The following is a 15830-nucleotide window of genomic DNA, read 5'->3' as shown; positions in this document are numbered from 1 at the left end:
AATCCATCCATCTTAAGAAAAGGAACCTAGAAGGCTTCTAGGTTCCTTAACGACTCACCCTTTAACGTAGATTTCAGTTTTTTCGCCGCTATCTTTAAATAACGCATGTCCTTTGGTTTTTAAAGCCAAATAGACTTGATAATAATCACCACTTGATCCAGCAAAATTAAGGCTTAGAACCACGTAGAGGATTATAAAATAATCATTACTAATCCAAACCAACAAACCACTTAACAAGACACCAAACACCAAAGAAGGCATTAAACACACAAGAATAAAATCACGTTTGTTTAAACGTGCGTTGCTACCTGTGGTTAAAAATGGAAATGAAATGCGGTACCTTGATTTGGTTTTTGAGAGCAGTTGGATGGTGATTCCATGCGTAAGTTCATGTAGCGCCATATAAATAACAAGCGCAACAATCACCAACACCGCAATCAAATACCCTTTGATATTCGAACGCTCTTTATCAAGTAAAAGATAGATTAGTGCCATGAACGCAAATATCACTATGAAGATCACCTGTATGACGGTATTTTCTTTTTTTCCTTTTAAATCATAGGTTTGACTTAACACATAGTTTTGTTGTTTATTCATTGTTAACTCCTTTTCGTTTGTTTACTTTAATCGTATACGAAAAAATATGTCTTGTCTATAAAAAGATGAAAAAAGATAAACTTTTTATCGTTTATCCTTCTTTGATTAGAAGCGCATCTAGCGCTTCTTGTTTTTCATCTAAATACATCTGATTGATATAAACACCTGAAAGTAAGTCTTCATAAATATCGACATAGATGTGTTTTACTGCATCCCAAGACGTGTAGTTATTTGTTTCAACCACTAAGGTAACAAGCGACTCATCAGCCATCTTTAATCCAGCCTTCATGACAAGGTCAGCGGGGGTATTACCTAATTCATTCGTGACCTCAAAAATGGGTGAGATGATTCCACCAAGTCCGGTGGTATAAAGGTAATTAATCTCTTTGTCTGTCATAAAGGTTAGCCATTTCTTCGCACTTTCTTTATTTTGATGGCCTTTAATTAGTGCATACCCCCAAGCCCCCGCGGTTGTGGCACGTGTGTTTGTGACTTTATCCTTTGGTGCACTCGTGATTAGATAGTCCTCACTCTGTTCAATGTAGACATTCCCGATGGGGCCAATGTGCCCATAAGATAACCATAGATCGCCCGATTCTAAAAGAGTCGTCGGTTGGGTGACTGATTGAAACGCTGGGCCATAACTAAGGGCATCCGCTTCAAATAGATCTTGTAAATACGACATTGCTTTAAAAAAGCCAATGGAGGAAACACTCGGTAAAACGTAGTCATCGACTGAAGCACTAAGCCCTGAGAGTGGGTAGATGAGTTGTGAGGAGACCTCACCATATGGAAAACCAAACTTGGCTTGGTTTGTCTCTGTTTTGATTCTCTTTGCCCAAAAAAACAGATCTTGCCAAGAAAGTTCTTTAATTTCAATGATTTCATTGTATTCATTTCTAACGACGTCGACCGATGGTGGGATGTATGGCAGTGCTTGTTTATTGATTAACGTTAAGTAGACGTCATAAGACACGAGTGCTAAATAGGTTTTATGACCTTTCTTGATGTAGGAGTCAAAAGAAGAAACAAACGTTCGATCGGTTAAATCATCTAAGTAATTGACGTCCTCTAAGTAATCACTTGACATGAATTTGTCTAGGTTTGCCGTATCTAGCATCACCACGTCCGTTTGAATATCTTTATCATCAACTTCCGCTTTGATGTGATCGTAAGCCTCTAAGGGCGATTCGTAAATCACATTGACCTTAATCCCATGTTCGGCCTCAAACAGTTTAACGAACGTTCGAAAAAACGTCTTTTCTTCTGGTTGTTGTAAGCCCGTTAACCTAAGATTTAACACTTTTGCTTCTGCTTTCTTTTGACAAGAAAACAAAGCGAGTAGACAAATCAAAATAATCATCTTTTTCATGACTCAATCCGCGCTTTCTATGATGTAGTGTTTTTTGATGTAATCCCTCGTGTCCTTAAAAACGAGGTTAAATTCGTCAAGTAATTGTGTTAATTGATTACTGTCTTCTTCTAAGGCGCTTTTGTGCATCTTTAGTATGATTTCATAGAGTTGATCAGCACCAATACTCGCACTTGAACTTCTGAGTTTGTGAAGGATACTTCTTGTTTTAATGTAGTCTTTTTCAATCACTGCCTGACTAAGTTCGATACCGACCTCACTGGTTTCCTTGTAATACTCTTTGATGACTAAGGTGTACAAATCGGCGTTTTCGCCTAATTGTTTAATGCCTTTATTGACGTTGATTGGCAGTCTTTCTTGAACCACGGGTTTGTTGTGTTTGTTTAATGTTTGTTTGATTTGATGTGTCAATACCTCTGGATCAAACGGTTTAGAGACATAGCCTACCATCCCAACCTCGATGGTGGTTTTAATCACCTCAGGACCAATTTCTGCACTCATGGCGATAACGAGTGCGTCTTTATTCATACGTAAGATTTGTTTTGTCGCGTCATAGCCATTTAAATTAGGCATGTGAATGTCCATTAAGATGAGGTCAATGTCAGCTGATTTTGATTGGTACAACTTAACGGCTTCAAGCCCATCATCTGCCCTTAATGTATCAAAGCCTTGTTGTTCTAATAAAAGCTTAGATATGAGCTGATTGGTGTCGTTATCATCGACGATCAAAATGATTTTATTCAATTTTTCAATGGCTTCATCCTGGATTTTTTCCTTCGTTTTTTCTAAGGATTTTGGTAAGAAAACCTCTAAAAGTGTGTTGTGTAAAATACTTGAAATGACTGGTTTGCCAATGGCTGCGTCAATGGCTTCATGATTTAATTGATCAAATAAATCGGTACGCTGCATCGGAATCATCAAGATGATTTTTGGAAACTGCTTAATGGCGGTATTTTCTTTTAATCTTTGGATGAACTCTAAGCCCTTCTCACTTGGGGTTTCGTAGTCACAAATGAGTAAATCAAACGGGTCAGTCATCTTTTGGTTGTACTGTGTGATTAACGACTCTGCGCTAACGCTAGAAGTCGTTAGTTCACTTCTGATGCCAAATGAATGTAGGTAGGTTTCCATCATATTTAAGTTAGACGTGTTTTTATCTAAGACTAAGGCATGGATATTTTTAAAGAAGGTATTTGAACTTTCCTTTAAAACCGATGCTTCTTTTTCTTGGTCATAACTAAGAGAAAGTTCAACGACAAACGTAGAGCCTTCAAACTCTTTTGAATAGACACTCACAGACCCACCCATCAGTTCGACTAAGTGTTTAACAATCGATAAACCAAGACCAGAACCACCAAAACGACGATTAATCGACGCATCGGCTTGTTTGAATGGCACAAAGAGTTGACTCATCACTTCTTTATTCATACCGATACCAGTATCCTTAACTGAGAGTATCAAGTGTTCTTTATCTTCGCCAACGGCTTTTTGATGGATTTCAAAAATCACGTCACCTTTATCGGTGAACTTGATCGCGTTATTCAATAAGTTTAATAACACCTGTTCAATCCGTTTAGGATCTCCTCTATAGTAGGTGTGTAGTTTAGGGTCTTTAATGTATCTGAAATTAAGTCCTTTTTCTTCTATTTTGACCGCTAAGATACTCATTAAGTTAAAGACCACTTGATCCAAACTAAACGTGATTTCCTCTAATTCAATTTTTGAGCTTTCAATCTTAGAATAATCTAAAATGTCATTGATTAGATTAAGCATGTTGGTTGAGGCCTGAGTGATTCTTTCTAGATACATCTTTTGAGTGAAATTAACGTCGGTTTTCTTAAGCAAATAAGACATCCCTGTAATCGCATTTAAAGGCGTTCTAATTTCATGAGACATGCGCGCCATAAACGTCGATTTGACCAGGTTGGCTGCCTCGGCTTCTTTTTTGGCAGCCTCTAAGTCTTTTCTTGTTTTTTCTTTTTCTATGATTTCACTTCTAAGTCTAACAATCCAATAAGAAGAGATTATCCCAGCAACTAAAATAAACGAACCAAGTATAACAAGCGTTTGAATCAAAGGACCAAAGTCTTTGGTTTCTAGGGTATCAACGGTTACCCATTTCGAATGAATCGCGACTTTCTCCTCAGCACTAATAGAACTCAGCGCTTTGTTTAAAATACTTAATAACACTAGGTTGTCTTTTTGGATGGCAAAATGCAGACCCACCGGGTCATTTGATGGTATTGCACTAAATCTGAGGTTCGTAATGCCACTTGATTTAATGAGGTAATCGGTGGTGGCTAGGTTTCCGACAAACGCGATTTCTCTGCCATCACTAACGGCAGTAAGCGCCTCATCGATCTCATCGTATAAGCTTAGGTTGATGTTTGGAAAACCAAGTAAATAACTGTGGTGACTGCTGTTGATTTGCACCGCCACGGTTTTACCTTCTAAGTCCGAAAGACTTTTTATTTTTTGATCCGAGTTTAGTGTAACAATCACTCGTTTGATTTCATAATACATGCTAGAAAAAAGGAAAAAATTTTCCCTGTCGCTTGTTTTTGATAAGGCCGGAAGGACATCTATTTCACCTTCAAGCGCTTTAAAGTAGGCTTGTGCCCAAGTGAGGTTTTCTACGACCTCAAACGTTAGTCCTGTGCGTGCTTCAATTAACTTAATGTAGTCACTTGCGATGCCTAAATAATCCCCGTTTTCGATAAATTCAAAAGGGACAAACATAGGATCGACCCCAGTTTTTAGGATTGGATGATCGTTAATGTAGTCCATCTCATTTTGGCTCAAGTTTAAAGAAGAGGCGTTAAGGTCTCTTGTTGTTTGAAAGGCTAAAAGTAGGGTCATGCTCAATAAGAAAATCAAATATTTTTTCATGTGAGCCACCTCATTTAGGTTTGCGTGTATTGTTTGTTGATTTGTGTGACTTCATCAATCACTTCTAAGAATGCTTCAGCAATTTCAGGGTCAAAATGACTGCCAATGCCTTCTTTAATGATGTTTATCGAATCCTCAATGCTGTAGGCCTTTTTGTACACACGTTCGTTAATTAGTGCATCAAAGACATCAATGATTGTCATGAGCCTTCCAGGCAGTGGAATTAATTCACCTTTAAAACCGTTAGGGTAACCTGAGCCGTCCCATTTTTCGTGGTGAAAGCCAACAATTTCTAAGGCAGTCTTGATAAAACTTGGGACCTCGACGTCAAACGAAAGCTCTTTTTTTAACGCAGCTACACCAAACTCAACGTGTTTTTTCATCAGTTCAAATTCATCTTTATCGAGTTTGCCTGGTTTTAATAAAATATGATCGGGTATGGCTACTTTACCGATGTCATGCAGTGGGCTTGTTCGGACAAGCTCAGTGATATAATCATCCGTTAGTACATCATGATACTTTTTTTTCTTACTTAAATGATGACACAAACACGCCATCATTTGTTTGGTTCTCATGATGTGATTATACGCCTCAAGGTTACGTGCTTCAATCAAACCCACGAGCGCGTGAATGGTCACATCTCTTGCAACAACAAGCTCACGCGTGGCTTTTTCTATGCGCTTATCTAGAACGTAATTTGCGTCTTCAATGTCGTGTTGAAGTTCTAGTAGCTTTTTGTGAATCTCAATACGAACTTTTAAGGCTCTCAGGTTCACTGGTTTTCTGATGTAGTCAACCGCACCGAGTTCAAGTCCCTTAATTTCATTTTCAATTTCATCGAGATTGGTCAGAATAATCACACGAATGTGGTTGTATTTTTCGTCTTTCTTAAAATGCTCTAAAACTTCAAACCCGTCCATAAATGGCATATTCAAATCGAGAATCACCAAGTGGATGCTTGGGTCCTCATCTAGTATTGCAAGTGCTTGATTGCCATTACGTGCGATTTTTACATCATAATCCGATAACATGTTTTGTATAATTAGTAAATCAGTTGTGGAATCATCAACAATTAAGATTTTCGTTACCATTAATATCACCCAGACCTTATATTTATCTTAGTTAATTACATTATAACATATTTTTTATAAACTCTATGAAATCGCATTCATAAATTGATTGAATTGTTTCTAATAAAAAATGAAATGAATGAAAAAAATGACCAAATGGTCATTTTCTCGTATGTCTCTTAATCAAGTTATAAATCGTTTCTTCTTTTTTTCTTGACTTCCAATTGATGGAGGTTTGTTCCAATACTATTCCGCCTTTTTGTGTAATCAACTTTCTAATTTGGTTTAAGGTTTGATTGCCCCCTAACCATGAAAATGGAAAAAAGTGAGTGACAAATAAGACAAACTCAATACCATCAAAAGATTCAAATGTATTTAGATAACCTTTGGTTGCTACTGGCATCTGAAACCCGTGGACTGGACTTCCAAAGTAAACCCTAGATACGCCATCTAATGATGGGATTTCAATCATCGAGACAAGCGTCTGTTTTTTCTCATCCACATACGCTTTTACTTCCTCACAAGAAATCCCTAAGCTCTCAGATAAACGCCTAGCCACACTTAAGGTGTTACCTGTTTTTGAATAACAAATCACTTTTTCTTTCAAATCTATCCCTCCTCATATAGGATTATAATGTCGTTCTAAAAGATCACTTCCTTACCCTTAGTATAGAACTTTTGTTATTCTTTGTCGATAACCAATCGATAAATCAAGCTTCTTTCAATCAATTGTTATATTCTCTTATTTAGTCACAGCCCATCAAGATTTCTTGATTTTTTTTATACGTGTCTTGATAGTCCGGACGTTCTTTAAATTCACTACTTGTTTTTTTGATACACAAAGAAAAATCAGTTTGACTGACTTCTTTTTCTTTGAATGTCTCTAAGAACTCATTAATTGAAACCCCAACACCAATCAGTGAGTTATAAGCACCAAAGGCTTTGACTTGGATAAAGTAATTAAGACTGACGTGTAAATACAAAATTGTCTCTTCACTTAACGTCTTTTTTCTTAAATAGCTTGGCATTAGTCCCCAGTAATATTCTTTTTCTTTTGATTCTAATGTTTGATCTATTAAGATTTCACTGACTTGGATGACGTTTGGTTTATTCGATTCGTAAAACGTATGATTTAAACAGTCTAGGACGTATATCGTCTGTGTTTCTTGACTGTTTGTCTTAGCTTTTTTTAGTATAAAGCCAGATTGTTTGATTTTTTTAGTATGTTCAAACGGGTGTCGATTCGTAAACATCACTTTATCAACCAACAGCTCTTTAAGGCGTTGATCCATCAAGTAGTGCCATAAAGACAACTTTTGAATGTTTTTGTTGCACTTTGAGCCTCTTTTATGCTTAAACACCTTAAATGGTTCATTAGATAACCTTACTTTTTCTTTGCATGATTGACAATAATAGACCTCTAATGTGCTTGCTTGTTCGGCTCTAATTAACTGATTGGCTTTGTTTTTTGCGACAAACATAGTTTCCCACCTTTCTATGTAGGTTCATTCTAACAAAGATAACAGCTTCTTAGTAGGGCGTATTTGTCACTATTTGAAAAAAAGAGGCACCCCAAGGGACCTCTTAAATGTCTTTAAATAAGAACGAAACTTCTCTACTGAACCGTTTGATAAAGAGTGCTTTAAATCGGGTAAGTTTGGCTTCATTAAGCTCAGAAATCAATAACCCATAAAGACGTTTTAGTGCTTGGTCTCTTTCTTCAAACTGCTTTAACTCATGATGCGCAGCCGCTTTAAAGTAGTAGATTGTATCTAGTAGATAGTACGATTTAATCTTTAAACAATATTTAACCGCCTCATCGGCGTAGTAAAGCATCTTTTCATAATCTTCAACAATGCTATAATAGCGACTTAATTCTTCTAACACTAGTGTGACTATTTTGATGTTGTGCCCTGTAACAACCGTTAGGTTATTGTCTAAGTATTGGGCCAACTTTTTTGCGATCACTTCTGGTTCACTAAACGATTCAAAACTCATCAAGGTTAGTAAGATGTGTAGTTCACTTTGAGATAACGCGTGCTTCTTTAAGAGCGCGTTATAGTCTAATAATTGTTTAGTTTCATTGATGAGTTCTTCTTCTCTTGTGCCATTAAAATGATGACGATAAAGTATTTCGCCATGTTGGTATAAAAGTAAATCCGTTTCTAAGATTAACTCATCTTGGTTGATGTTTTTCTTAATCTCATCGGCGTCTTTTTTGTTCTTTTGTAAGACATACGTATAAAAAGACAAAATCGTTTGGCTTTGTTTGATTTTATGTGATTCTAACTCCATAATGACGTTTTCAGCATTAAAGCCCAAACGTCTAGAGAGTTTATCTAAAATCACGTAAGACATTTGTGAGTCACCACCAATGTATCTGCGAAACTGCCTGGATGACACAATGCCGTCTAAAAATTCTTCGACCGATAGGTTTCTCATTGACCTTAAACGGTCAATGTAAAACGCCAAGTGCTGACTTTGATTGATACTATTCATTAAAACGCCCCCACATAAAAATCTTAGTATTTCTATTATATGCTTATTTGTCTGTTTTTTCTATTGATTGTTCTTTTTAACCAATTGGTCGAATATCTTTTTTTCCCTTAAGTTATAAAGTTTGAAAAACCACGGGGTTAGTAAATACCCGTATTTGAATATTTTAGATGGGTGTATGTTCTTTTTGTTCTTCTTGATTCCTTTGATTAAGACCTTTGCCACGAGACTTGATTTTTGTACAGGCCATGGTTTATGTGTTTGTTTGGCTCGTTCAAAAAAGGCCGTGTGAGTCGCCACAGGATAAAGCGAAATCAAGTGCTGATCTTTATTCATTTCAAAGCGATACCCATCCATAAACGCCCTGAGTGCAGCTTTAGTCGAACTATAGAGCGCATAGCCAGGTAAACTAACAAAGGCGGTTGCTGAAATCGTAGAGACAAAGGTAAATGGCTTATCCTGGTGTAATTCTTTCATCTTAACAGCAAAATCAATGGTTTGTTTGACGTTAAGATCATAGATGGCATTGACGTGTGATTCTTCGTACGAACTTAATCGTTCGTAGTAAGCAAACCCGGCGTTTGAAATAAATAGGTCAATAGAGCCAAGCGTTTTAAGTGCGTGATTAAACACATCTGCTCTTTCATTTTCTTTTGACAAATCAGCGTCTTGCTTGATGAGTCTTTCATGAGAGAAATCAAGCCTTGTCATTTGTCTTGAGATGGCGTAAACGAACGCGCCTTCGTCTAATAATTGGTTAACCACTTCGAGTCCGATACCTTTTGAAGCCCCTGTAATCACAACTTTCTTATTCTTTAATTCCATGGGCTTTTCTCTCCTTTAAGTGTTTTTTATATTTCTTATAGGCAAACACATAATGACTGCTTGTGTTAGCCGTCACATACAAAAGAAGCGTGGTATTATTAATGGCCTTGAAATGGCCTTTTTCAAACAAACTTTCTTCTGTGAGACACTCGATTTCGTTTAAGACTTTCTCATGCGTGTCATCTAAGTACCGTTTGGCTTCTTCAAGCGTCGTTTTTTGATGTTTTTCTTTAATTGCTTGGTTCATCTTAGGATAAGTCTTCCAGGTATAACCCGCGGGTAGAAAAGAAACTTGAGTGTTTTTATCCTCTCTTAATGCTTTAATAAATGATAACAACAAACACTGCCATTCATAAAGATGCACTAGGACATCTTTTAAGTTTTCATCTCTTTTGTAGTGGGTTTCTTTTAACTTATCGTCCTTAAAAAACTGAAAATGGCTTTCTTGTTCTTCAAGGCTACTAGACTCAATTAACCCCTTTAAGTCGTCGTAGTTATTTTCGATAAGTAAGGTTAGTGCCTCTTTAGTTTGTGGTCTACTCATGGTTACGCTCCTTAGTCCGTGTCGTTAATTTTATTATACGCTAACTAAGTGCTTAAAGCCTATATCTTAATCGATTAATTTTAACCCACGGTAACTCGCAATTTGTTTGACGTCTTTGTCGCCACGCCCTGATAGGTTGACAACAATGCTTTTATCTTTACCAAGTGTTCTTGCTAAGACCATGGCGTAGGCAACCGCATGTGCCGATTCAATGGCCGGGATGATGCCTTCTTTTTTCGATAAGTACTCAAACGCGTTAACTGCTTCCTCATCGGTTATTGACACATAAATCGCACGTTTATTGTCAAATAAGTAGGCATGCTCTGGTCCAACCCCAGGGTAATCAAGCCCCGCTGAAATCGAATAGACTTCATCGATGTCGCCATTGTCGTCTAATAAAACTTTGGTACGCATCCCGTGGATGACGCCATTTTTGCCTCTTGTCATGGTAGCCGCATGGAATTTCGTTTCGATGCCTTTACCTGCCGCCTCAACCCCAATCAACGTCACTTCTTTGTTATCGATAAAATCATAAAACGCACCAATCGCGTTTGACCCACCACCCACGCAAGCAATCACGTAGTCTGGTAATTTATGTTCAAGTTTCAAATGCGCTTGTTTAATCTCCATGCCAATGACTTTTTGAAAGTCACGTACCATGGTCGGGTATGGGTGTGGTCCCACCGCAGACCCAATCAAGTAAAATGTATCTTCTAGTTCATTACTCCATGCATCTAGTGCGCTATCAACGGCTTCTTTTAAAGTTTTAAGTCCAAAATCAACGCTAACGACTTTCGCACCGAGTAATTCCATACGGTAAACATTTAGTGCCTGTTTTTGAATGTCGACGGCACCCATATGGATTTCACATGCCATGTTAAATAACGCCGCAATCGTCGCAGTCGCAACCCCGTGCTGTCCCGCACCGGTTTCAGCAATCAGCTTTTTCTTGCCCATCCTTTTGGCAAGCAGCGCTTGCCCAATGACGTTATTAATCTTGTGTGCCCCGGTGTGATTTAAATCTTCTCTTTTTAAATAGATTTTAGCTCCACCCAAATCTTCACTCATGTTTTTTGCGTGATAGAGCAGGCTTGGCCGGTTAGCATAGGTATTTAAATAAAACTGAAACTCTTCTAAAAAGAGCGGGTCGTCTTTATAACGATCATACGCTTCTTCGACCTCTTTTACTGCTTTTAAAATGTGTGGTGGTAAGTATTGTCCACCAAATTGTCCAAACTCCATGTTTGAAACCCCCTTCGTTTTTTACGCTTTGTTTAGGGAGTATTTAATTAAGAGGGTTTTAGGGTATGAAAAAGCCCCAAGACATCTAAAAAGATGCCTTGGGACGAAATGTTCGTGGTACCACCCAATGTTTAAGAAACAATTGTTTCTCCTCTTATCTAAAATACGCCGTCATTAAAGACTTTAATATTTTTGCTTGATAACGGAAGCGCCCGGCTCATGCTACTAATGTTCACACGGCTTCTACCTTAGTCCATTCATTAAAAGTTCTCATGCTTGTCTTACACTCTCACAAGCTCGCTAAATGAGACTTTTTTAACTACTACTCTAAAGTCATCGAATTTAACTCTATTATATACCTATTTTTGAGTATTGCAAGATAAAATGTTCAAAATGTCTCATTTCCCGTCTTTTGTGAATACACAAGACATAAAAAACGACAGTCCATGTCTCTATCGAGGGATAAAGTGGCTGTCGTTCATTTTTAAGTCCGAAAGTCAGGTATTATACCTAAAATAAAGTAAAAAGAAAGGCCATTTTTTAAATCAATCTTTTGTTGATAGTAAATAATAAAACCCAACCACAGGAATAAATGCTAAATACCAATGTTTCTTTATCGGATACATCAAATAGACACTTAAACAAATCATGAATAAAAAATCAAACGTCATGATGTGCACAAAGCTGTCACTCATAAACGCTCTACTGTACTCGCTAACACGACCTAGAATCACCCCATAGATGATTAACAACAAAGACATAACACCAATCACAAGTAAGAATACCGTAGGTCTATTTTTTGTTACGCTAGGTACTTCTTTTCTTTTAATAAAATAAGGCGTTAACGCAAACGCACCAAGCATAAATGAAAGAATAAAATAGGGATACTCCTTCTTTTCAATCGTCTCATAGAACAAGGCATAAAGTAAAAAAGACAGCGGGAATAACCCCATTAGGTTAAACACGGTAAACACAAGTGGATCTGCCTCCATTTTAAGGATATCGACTAAGACGCTACTCGTTGAAAAGAAAAAGATCAAATGCATCAAGCTATAGCTAACTAGTAATCCATAAGCCCATTTTAATTTCATGATTGATCACCTCATAGTCTTAGTATATCTCAATTTAGACTTTTGATAAATTAATTCGCCTTTCTTAAAAAAAGAGCCTTACAACCCATAAGGGAAGTAAGAACTCTTAGTTTAATCATGATTAACTGTAATAAGTGATTGTTTTGATTCTTCCTAACCAACCATTACTAGAGGTAGGGCTGGCATTTTCAAATACGAGACGATAATAGAAATCACCTTGTTGTTCTAATTCAATTGTGATGTCTGTCATTGATGAAATCTGAGTATCTTGACCATGTGTGGTTGAGGTATCGATTAAAGTAATTGTCGAACCCGATGTATACGATTTATTGTCATATAAATCGATTAACTCATCTTTAATCATTAACACCTTTTTCGCATCTGAAACTTCAACAAGTTCGATTTCATCTAACTTGGTTAAATCAAACCGTGTCCCATTATACCAACCAACGTGAATACCCGTTAGATTGACTTTTTGTCCAGCAATTGCGCTTTGAATGTACGTGTAAACCTCGTGGTAACGGATGGAACAAATCAAATCACTGTTCGTGTGGGTTCAACTCAGAATGATTTTCTTATCTTTCTATCTTTTTAGTTGAGATTAAGTTAACGCCTGTCCCAAACAAATTTTCAATCAAAACATCGCCGACATTGATTGGCGGTGAAACGATGATTTTTCTAGACGCATCGATGACCTCAAAGACGTACTTTTTTTCAATCATGTCATCGGTTTTTACTGGCAGTCTAGGGGTTAACTTTGAGGTCGTTTTGGTCGTTGTTGTTACCAAACGTTTTGGGCAAGAAAGTTCTTGTCGTGCGTACTCGTAGCCTCTTTTACAACGATTGCCTGTGATTTCGTTATCGTGAATCATTAATTGACAGCCGATTGGGCATCTGATACACGTCATGGTTTTAGTCATTTAATCACCTCAAGGGTCATCTTAATTGCTTGTTTACTTTTTAGTGCTTCTTTCTCGATCGTGATTTTTTCCATTTCCGATGGTATAGCGAATTTGATGCGTTTGTCTTTTATTTTCAGCTCACCTTGAAAAACATGAATGAGGATTTCTTCGTGTTTTTCTTTGACCCTAAAACTGATCTCAAAGTCCTCATTTAGGTCATTTAAATCAATGGTTTGCGGGACAACGTAGGTTAGATGATCATCGATATCAATCTCTATTTCTTCTTTTTGATGAAGCTCTTTTTTTAATACGTACTTTTTAGCGCTTCTTCCAGCAATCGTCCCTTCCTTAGAAACAAAGTCCACCAAATCGTGTATTTGTAGGCTGTTCCCGCAAACAAATAGACCATCAATTGATGTTTGGTAGGTTTGATTAACGATGACACTTCTTGTTTTTGTGTCTTTTTTTGGCTTAATTTCATCTAAAAGAGAGATCTCTGGAATTAAACCAACCGAAAGTAGAAGTGTGTCACATTCAATTAGAAATCGATCCGCTTCTATTGGCCTTAAGTGCTCATCGACTTTAGATACTTCAACCGCTTTTAAGGATTTATCCCCATAAATGTCACTGATGGTGTGCGATAAATAAAGTGGGATATCAAAATCTTCTAAACAAGAAACAATGTTCCTTGTTAGACCATTTGAGTGTGCCATTAACTCAACGACGGCTTCTACCTTCGCCCCTTCTAGGGTCATCCGTCTTGCCATGATGAGCCCGATGTCACCTGAACCTAAAATGACTACTTTTTTACCAACCATGTAGCCTAACTGGTTCATGTATCTTTGCGCACTACCCGCTGAAAAAATGCCTTTTAGGCGTTTACCAGGTAGATTAATTTGACTTCGTGTTCGTTCGTAAGAACCCGTTGAGATGATCACTGATTTGGACTTAATCATTTGAATACCCTCTTGTTCACTTGATAAGGTCAAATGAAACAAATTGTTTTCTTTGATTAGACGAACAACTGAGGTGTTTAATGAAACCTCAATGTCAAGGGTTAGCTCGTTTTGAATCCGTTCTGCGTACTCAGGACCCGTTAATTCTTCTTTGTAGTGGTGGATACCAAACCCACTGTGGATGCACTGATTAAGGATGCCACCAAGCTCATTGTTTCGTTCAATGAGTCTGATTTTTAGACCCTCTTCATAGCTATTTTTCGCACTAGCGATACCGGCGGCACCGCCACCAATCACACACACGTCATAGATCATTTTTCCACCTTCAATTCTTCAATTAAAATTGGGGTATCTTCTTCATAGTAATTGATTTCACTCAAATCTTTATTGGTTGCTGCTGCGATAATCTCCAAGATTCTTGACTCGCAGTACCCACCTTGACAAACCCCGGCGGTCGCCCTGGTTCGTTTTTTAATGGCTTTGATTGAGGTTGCAGGAATTAACCCCGTTACCTCATTGAGTATTTCTTGTTTCGATATTTTCTCACAGCGACAAACAAGTTCACCATAACTTGGTTCTTTTTGCCATCTCTTTTGCTTATTTTCTTCACTGTCTAAGAAAAAAGGTAGCGCTCTTTTTCTTGTTTTTACGACGTTTTGTTTTGGTTGTAGCACGTAATCTTCTTTGATTAAATCAATGACGTATTTGCCTATGGCTGGTGCGGCGGTTAATCCAGGGGAATCAATACCCACCAAGTGATAGACGTGTTTGTTTTTGGTTGAGCGATTAATGTAGAAATCATCACCCTTTATTTTGGCTCGTAAGCCGGCAAAGTTTTTGATGTTTTCTTTAAACGGTAGTTCGGTAGACAAGCGCATCGCTTGGTTTTTAATATCATTTAATCCTTTAATCGTCGTTTGGTTGTCCTCTTTATTTAATACATCTTCTGCGTTTGGACCGACGAGTAAATGCCCATCGGGTTGTGGTGTAATTAAGACACCTTTACCTAGCTTCGATGGTACTGGGTAAATGACCTTATTAATAAACCCCTTCACCTCATGAGAAAGGGTGTAATATTCACCTCTTCTTGGGTAAATCTTGATTACGTCATCTTCTAACATCGCCATCACCTCATCACTATAAAGCCCCCCCGCGTTGATAATGCCTTTGGTTAAAATCGGCGGTTGGTTTTTAAAATATACCTCGTAATGATCCAATCGCTTATTAATCCTAGTGACCTCGTGATTTAGTTTTAGTGTTAACCCATTCGTAATTGCATTTTCAAGCATGGCTCTAGCGGCTTCCCATGGCACCGTGGTTTTGGTTGAGGGAAGTGATAGACTACCTAAGAGTGTTTCGTTCAGGTTTGGCTCAAGACTTAGCGTTTCTTCTTTAGTTAGAAAACCCACTTCTTTTACCCCATTGTCTTTCGCTCTTTTGTATAAAACGTTTAAATAATTCATCTCTTCATTGGTAAACGCAACAACGAGCGCACCAGTTGTAAGAAGCGGAAAATCGAGCTTTAATGCTAAATCCTCATAAAGCTCATTTCCTTTCACACAAAGCCTAGCTTTTAATGAACCTACTTTTGGATCATGACCACTATGAATGATTCCACTATTGGCAATCGTCTGTCCATTGGTAATGTCTGATGATTTTTCTACTAAGCAAATAGCACCTTCAAAGAAGGAAAGTTCTCTTGCGATGGCACTTCCAACGATGCCAGAACCAATGATTAAATAATCGTACATAATGAACACTCCTTTATCACTTATAGTTTATCATGAATGCGCTTTCAAGTAAACATTTCATACCAATAGATTACTTCTAGACTGCGATTTTAATC

At 37.6% G+C, this 15830-nt stretch carries 15 protein-coding genes and 1 other annotated feature; all 15 genes read right to left on the bottom strand.

All coding sequences use genetic code 11. From position 1 onward, the window contains the following. Positions 1-54 precede the first annotated feature (54 nt). The 15 genes from BN853_RS00270 to BN853_RS00200 all read right to left on the bottom strand — a co-directional run bounded on the left by BN853_RS00270 (position 55) and on the right by BN853_RS00200 (position 15735). Positions 55-597: a DUF3267 domain-containing protein gene (locus BN853_RS00270; RefSeq protein ID WP_030003949.1), complete on the bottom strand. Its 543-nt coding sequence runs from the start codon at positions 595-597 to the stop codon at positions 55-57. A 91-nt stretch (positions 598-688) separates the two neighbouring features. Beyond that, positions 689-1969, bottom strand: a complete 1281-nt coding sequence (locus BN853_RS00265) for an ABC transporter substrate-binding protein (protein ID WP_052591079.1) — start codon at positions 1967-1969, stop codon at positions 689-691. Positions 1970-1972: 3 nt separating this feature from the next. Continuing rightward, positions 1973-4858 carry a response regulator gene (locus BN853_RS00260; RefSeq protein ID WP_030003947.1) on the bottom strand — a complete coding sequence of 962 codons (2886 nt, stop codon included), beginning with the start codon at positions 4856-4858 and terminating at the stop codon, positions 1973-1975. A 14-nt stretch (positions 4859-4872) separates the two neighbouring features. Then, positions 4873-5949 (bottom strand): HD-GYP domain-containing protein, encoded by a 1077-nt coding sequence (locus BN853_RS00255; RefSeq protein WP_030003946.1) that lies wholly within the window; start codon positions 5947-5949, stop codon positions 4873-4875. A 139-nt stretch (positions 5950-6088) separates the two neighbouring features. Continuing rightward, entirely contained in the window at positions 6089-6535 is a 447-nt protein-coding gene (locus BN853_RS00250) for a flavodoxin family protein (protein WP_030003945.1), read from the bottom strand. 139 nt (positions 6536-6674) lie between these two features. Next, positions 6675-7409 (bottom strand): competence protein CoiA family protein, encoded by a 735-nt coding sequence (locus tag BN853_RS00245; RefSeq protein ID WP_030003944.1) that lies wholly within the window; start codon positions 7407-7409, stop codon positions 6675-6677. A gap of 103 nt (positions 7410-7512) precedes the next feature. Beyond that, on the bottom strand, positions 7513-8427 hold the full coding sequence (locus BN853_RS00240; RefSeq protein WP_030003943.1) for a hypothetical protein: 915 nt from the start codon (positions 8425-8427) through the stop codon (positions 7513-7515). A 60-nt stretch (positions 8428-8487) separates the two neighbouring features. Next, positions 8488-9249, bottom strand: coding sequence for an SDR family NAD(P)-dependent oxidoreductase (locus tag BN853_RS00235; protein WP_030003942.1), 762 nt, complete (start codon positions 9247-9249; stop codon positions 8488-8490). Further along, positions 9233-9793, bottom strand: a complete 561-nt coding sequence (locus BN853_RS00230) for a ClbS/DfsB family four-helix bundle protein (RefSeq protein ID WP_030003941.1) — start codon at positions 9791-9793, stop codon at positions 9233-9235. The genes BN853_RS00235 and BN853_RS00230 overlap by 17 nt, the downstream gene beginning before the upstream one ends. A gap of 66 nt (positions 9794-9859) precedes the next feature. Continuing rightward, positions 9860-11035 carry a tryptophan synthase subunit beta gene (gene trpB / locus BN853_RS00225; RefSeq protein ID WP_030003940.1) on the bottom strand — a complete coding sequence of 392 codons (1176 nt, stop codon included), beginning with the start codon at positions 11033-11035 and terminating at the stop codon, positions 9860-9862. Positions 11036-11131: 96 nt separating this feature from the next. Further along, positions 11132-11381: a binding site (T-box leader), on the bottom strand. A gap of 199 nt (positions 11382-11580) precedes the next feature. Beyond that, positions 11581-12126: a hypothetical protein gene (locus BN853_RS00220; RefSeq protein ID WP_030003939.1), complete on the bottom strand. Its 546-nt coding sequence runs from the start codon at positions 12124-12126 to the stop codon at positions 11581-11583. Between the two features lie 121 nt (positions 12127-12247). Next, positions 12248-12664: a hypothetical protein gene (locus BN853_RS00215; RefSeq protein WP_030003938.1), complete on the bottom strand. Its 417-nt coding sequence runs from the start codon at positions 12662-12664 to the stop codon at positions 12248-12250. A gap of 37 nt (positions 12665-12701) precedes the next feature. Continuing rightward, a complete protein-coding gene (locus BN853_RS00210) occupies positions 12702-13046 on the bottom strand; it encodes a DUF1667 domain-containing protein (RefSeq protein ID WP_030003937.1) in 345 nt (114 codons plus the stop codon). After that, entirely contained in the window at positions 13043-14299 is a 1257-nt protein-coding gene (locus BN853_RS00205; RefSeq protein ID WP_030003936.1) for an NAD(P)/FAD-dependent oxidoreductase, read from the bottom strand. The genes BN853_RS00210 and BN853_RS00205 overlap by 4 nt, the downstream gene beginning before the upstream one ends. Beyond that, complete coding sequence (locus BN853_RS00200) at positions 14296-15735, bottom strand: NAD(P)/FAD-dependent oxidoreductase (protein ID WP_030003935.1); 1440 nt, start codon at positions 15733-15735, stop codon at positions 14296-14298. Before BN853_RS00200 ends, BN853_RS00205 begins: the two co-directional genes overlap by 4 nt. Positions 15736-15830: the final 95 nt, after the last annotated feature.

The organism is Paracholeplasma brassicae, from assembly GCF_000967915.1.
In the GTDB taxonomy this organism is placed as follows: Bacteria; Bacillota_I; Bacilli_A; order Acholeplasmatales; family UBA5453; genus Paracholeplasma; species Paracholeplasma brassicae.
The sequence above is the reverse complement of the archived record's forward strand: the minus strand, read 5'-3'. Positions and strand labels throughout refer to the sequence as shown.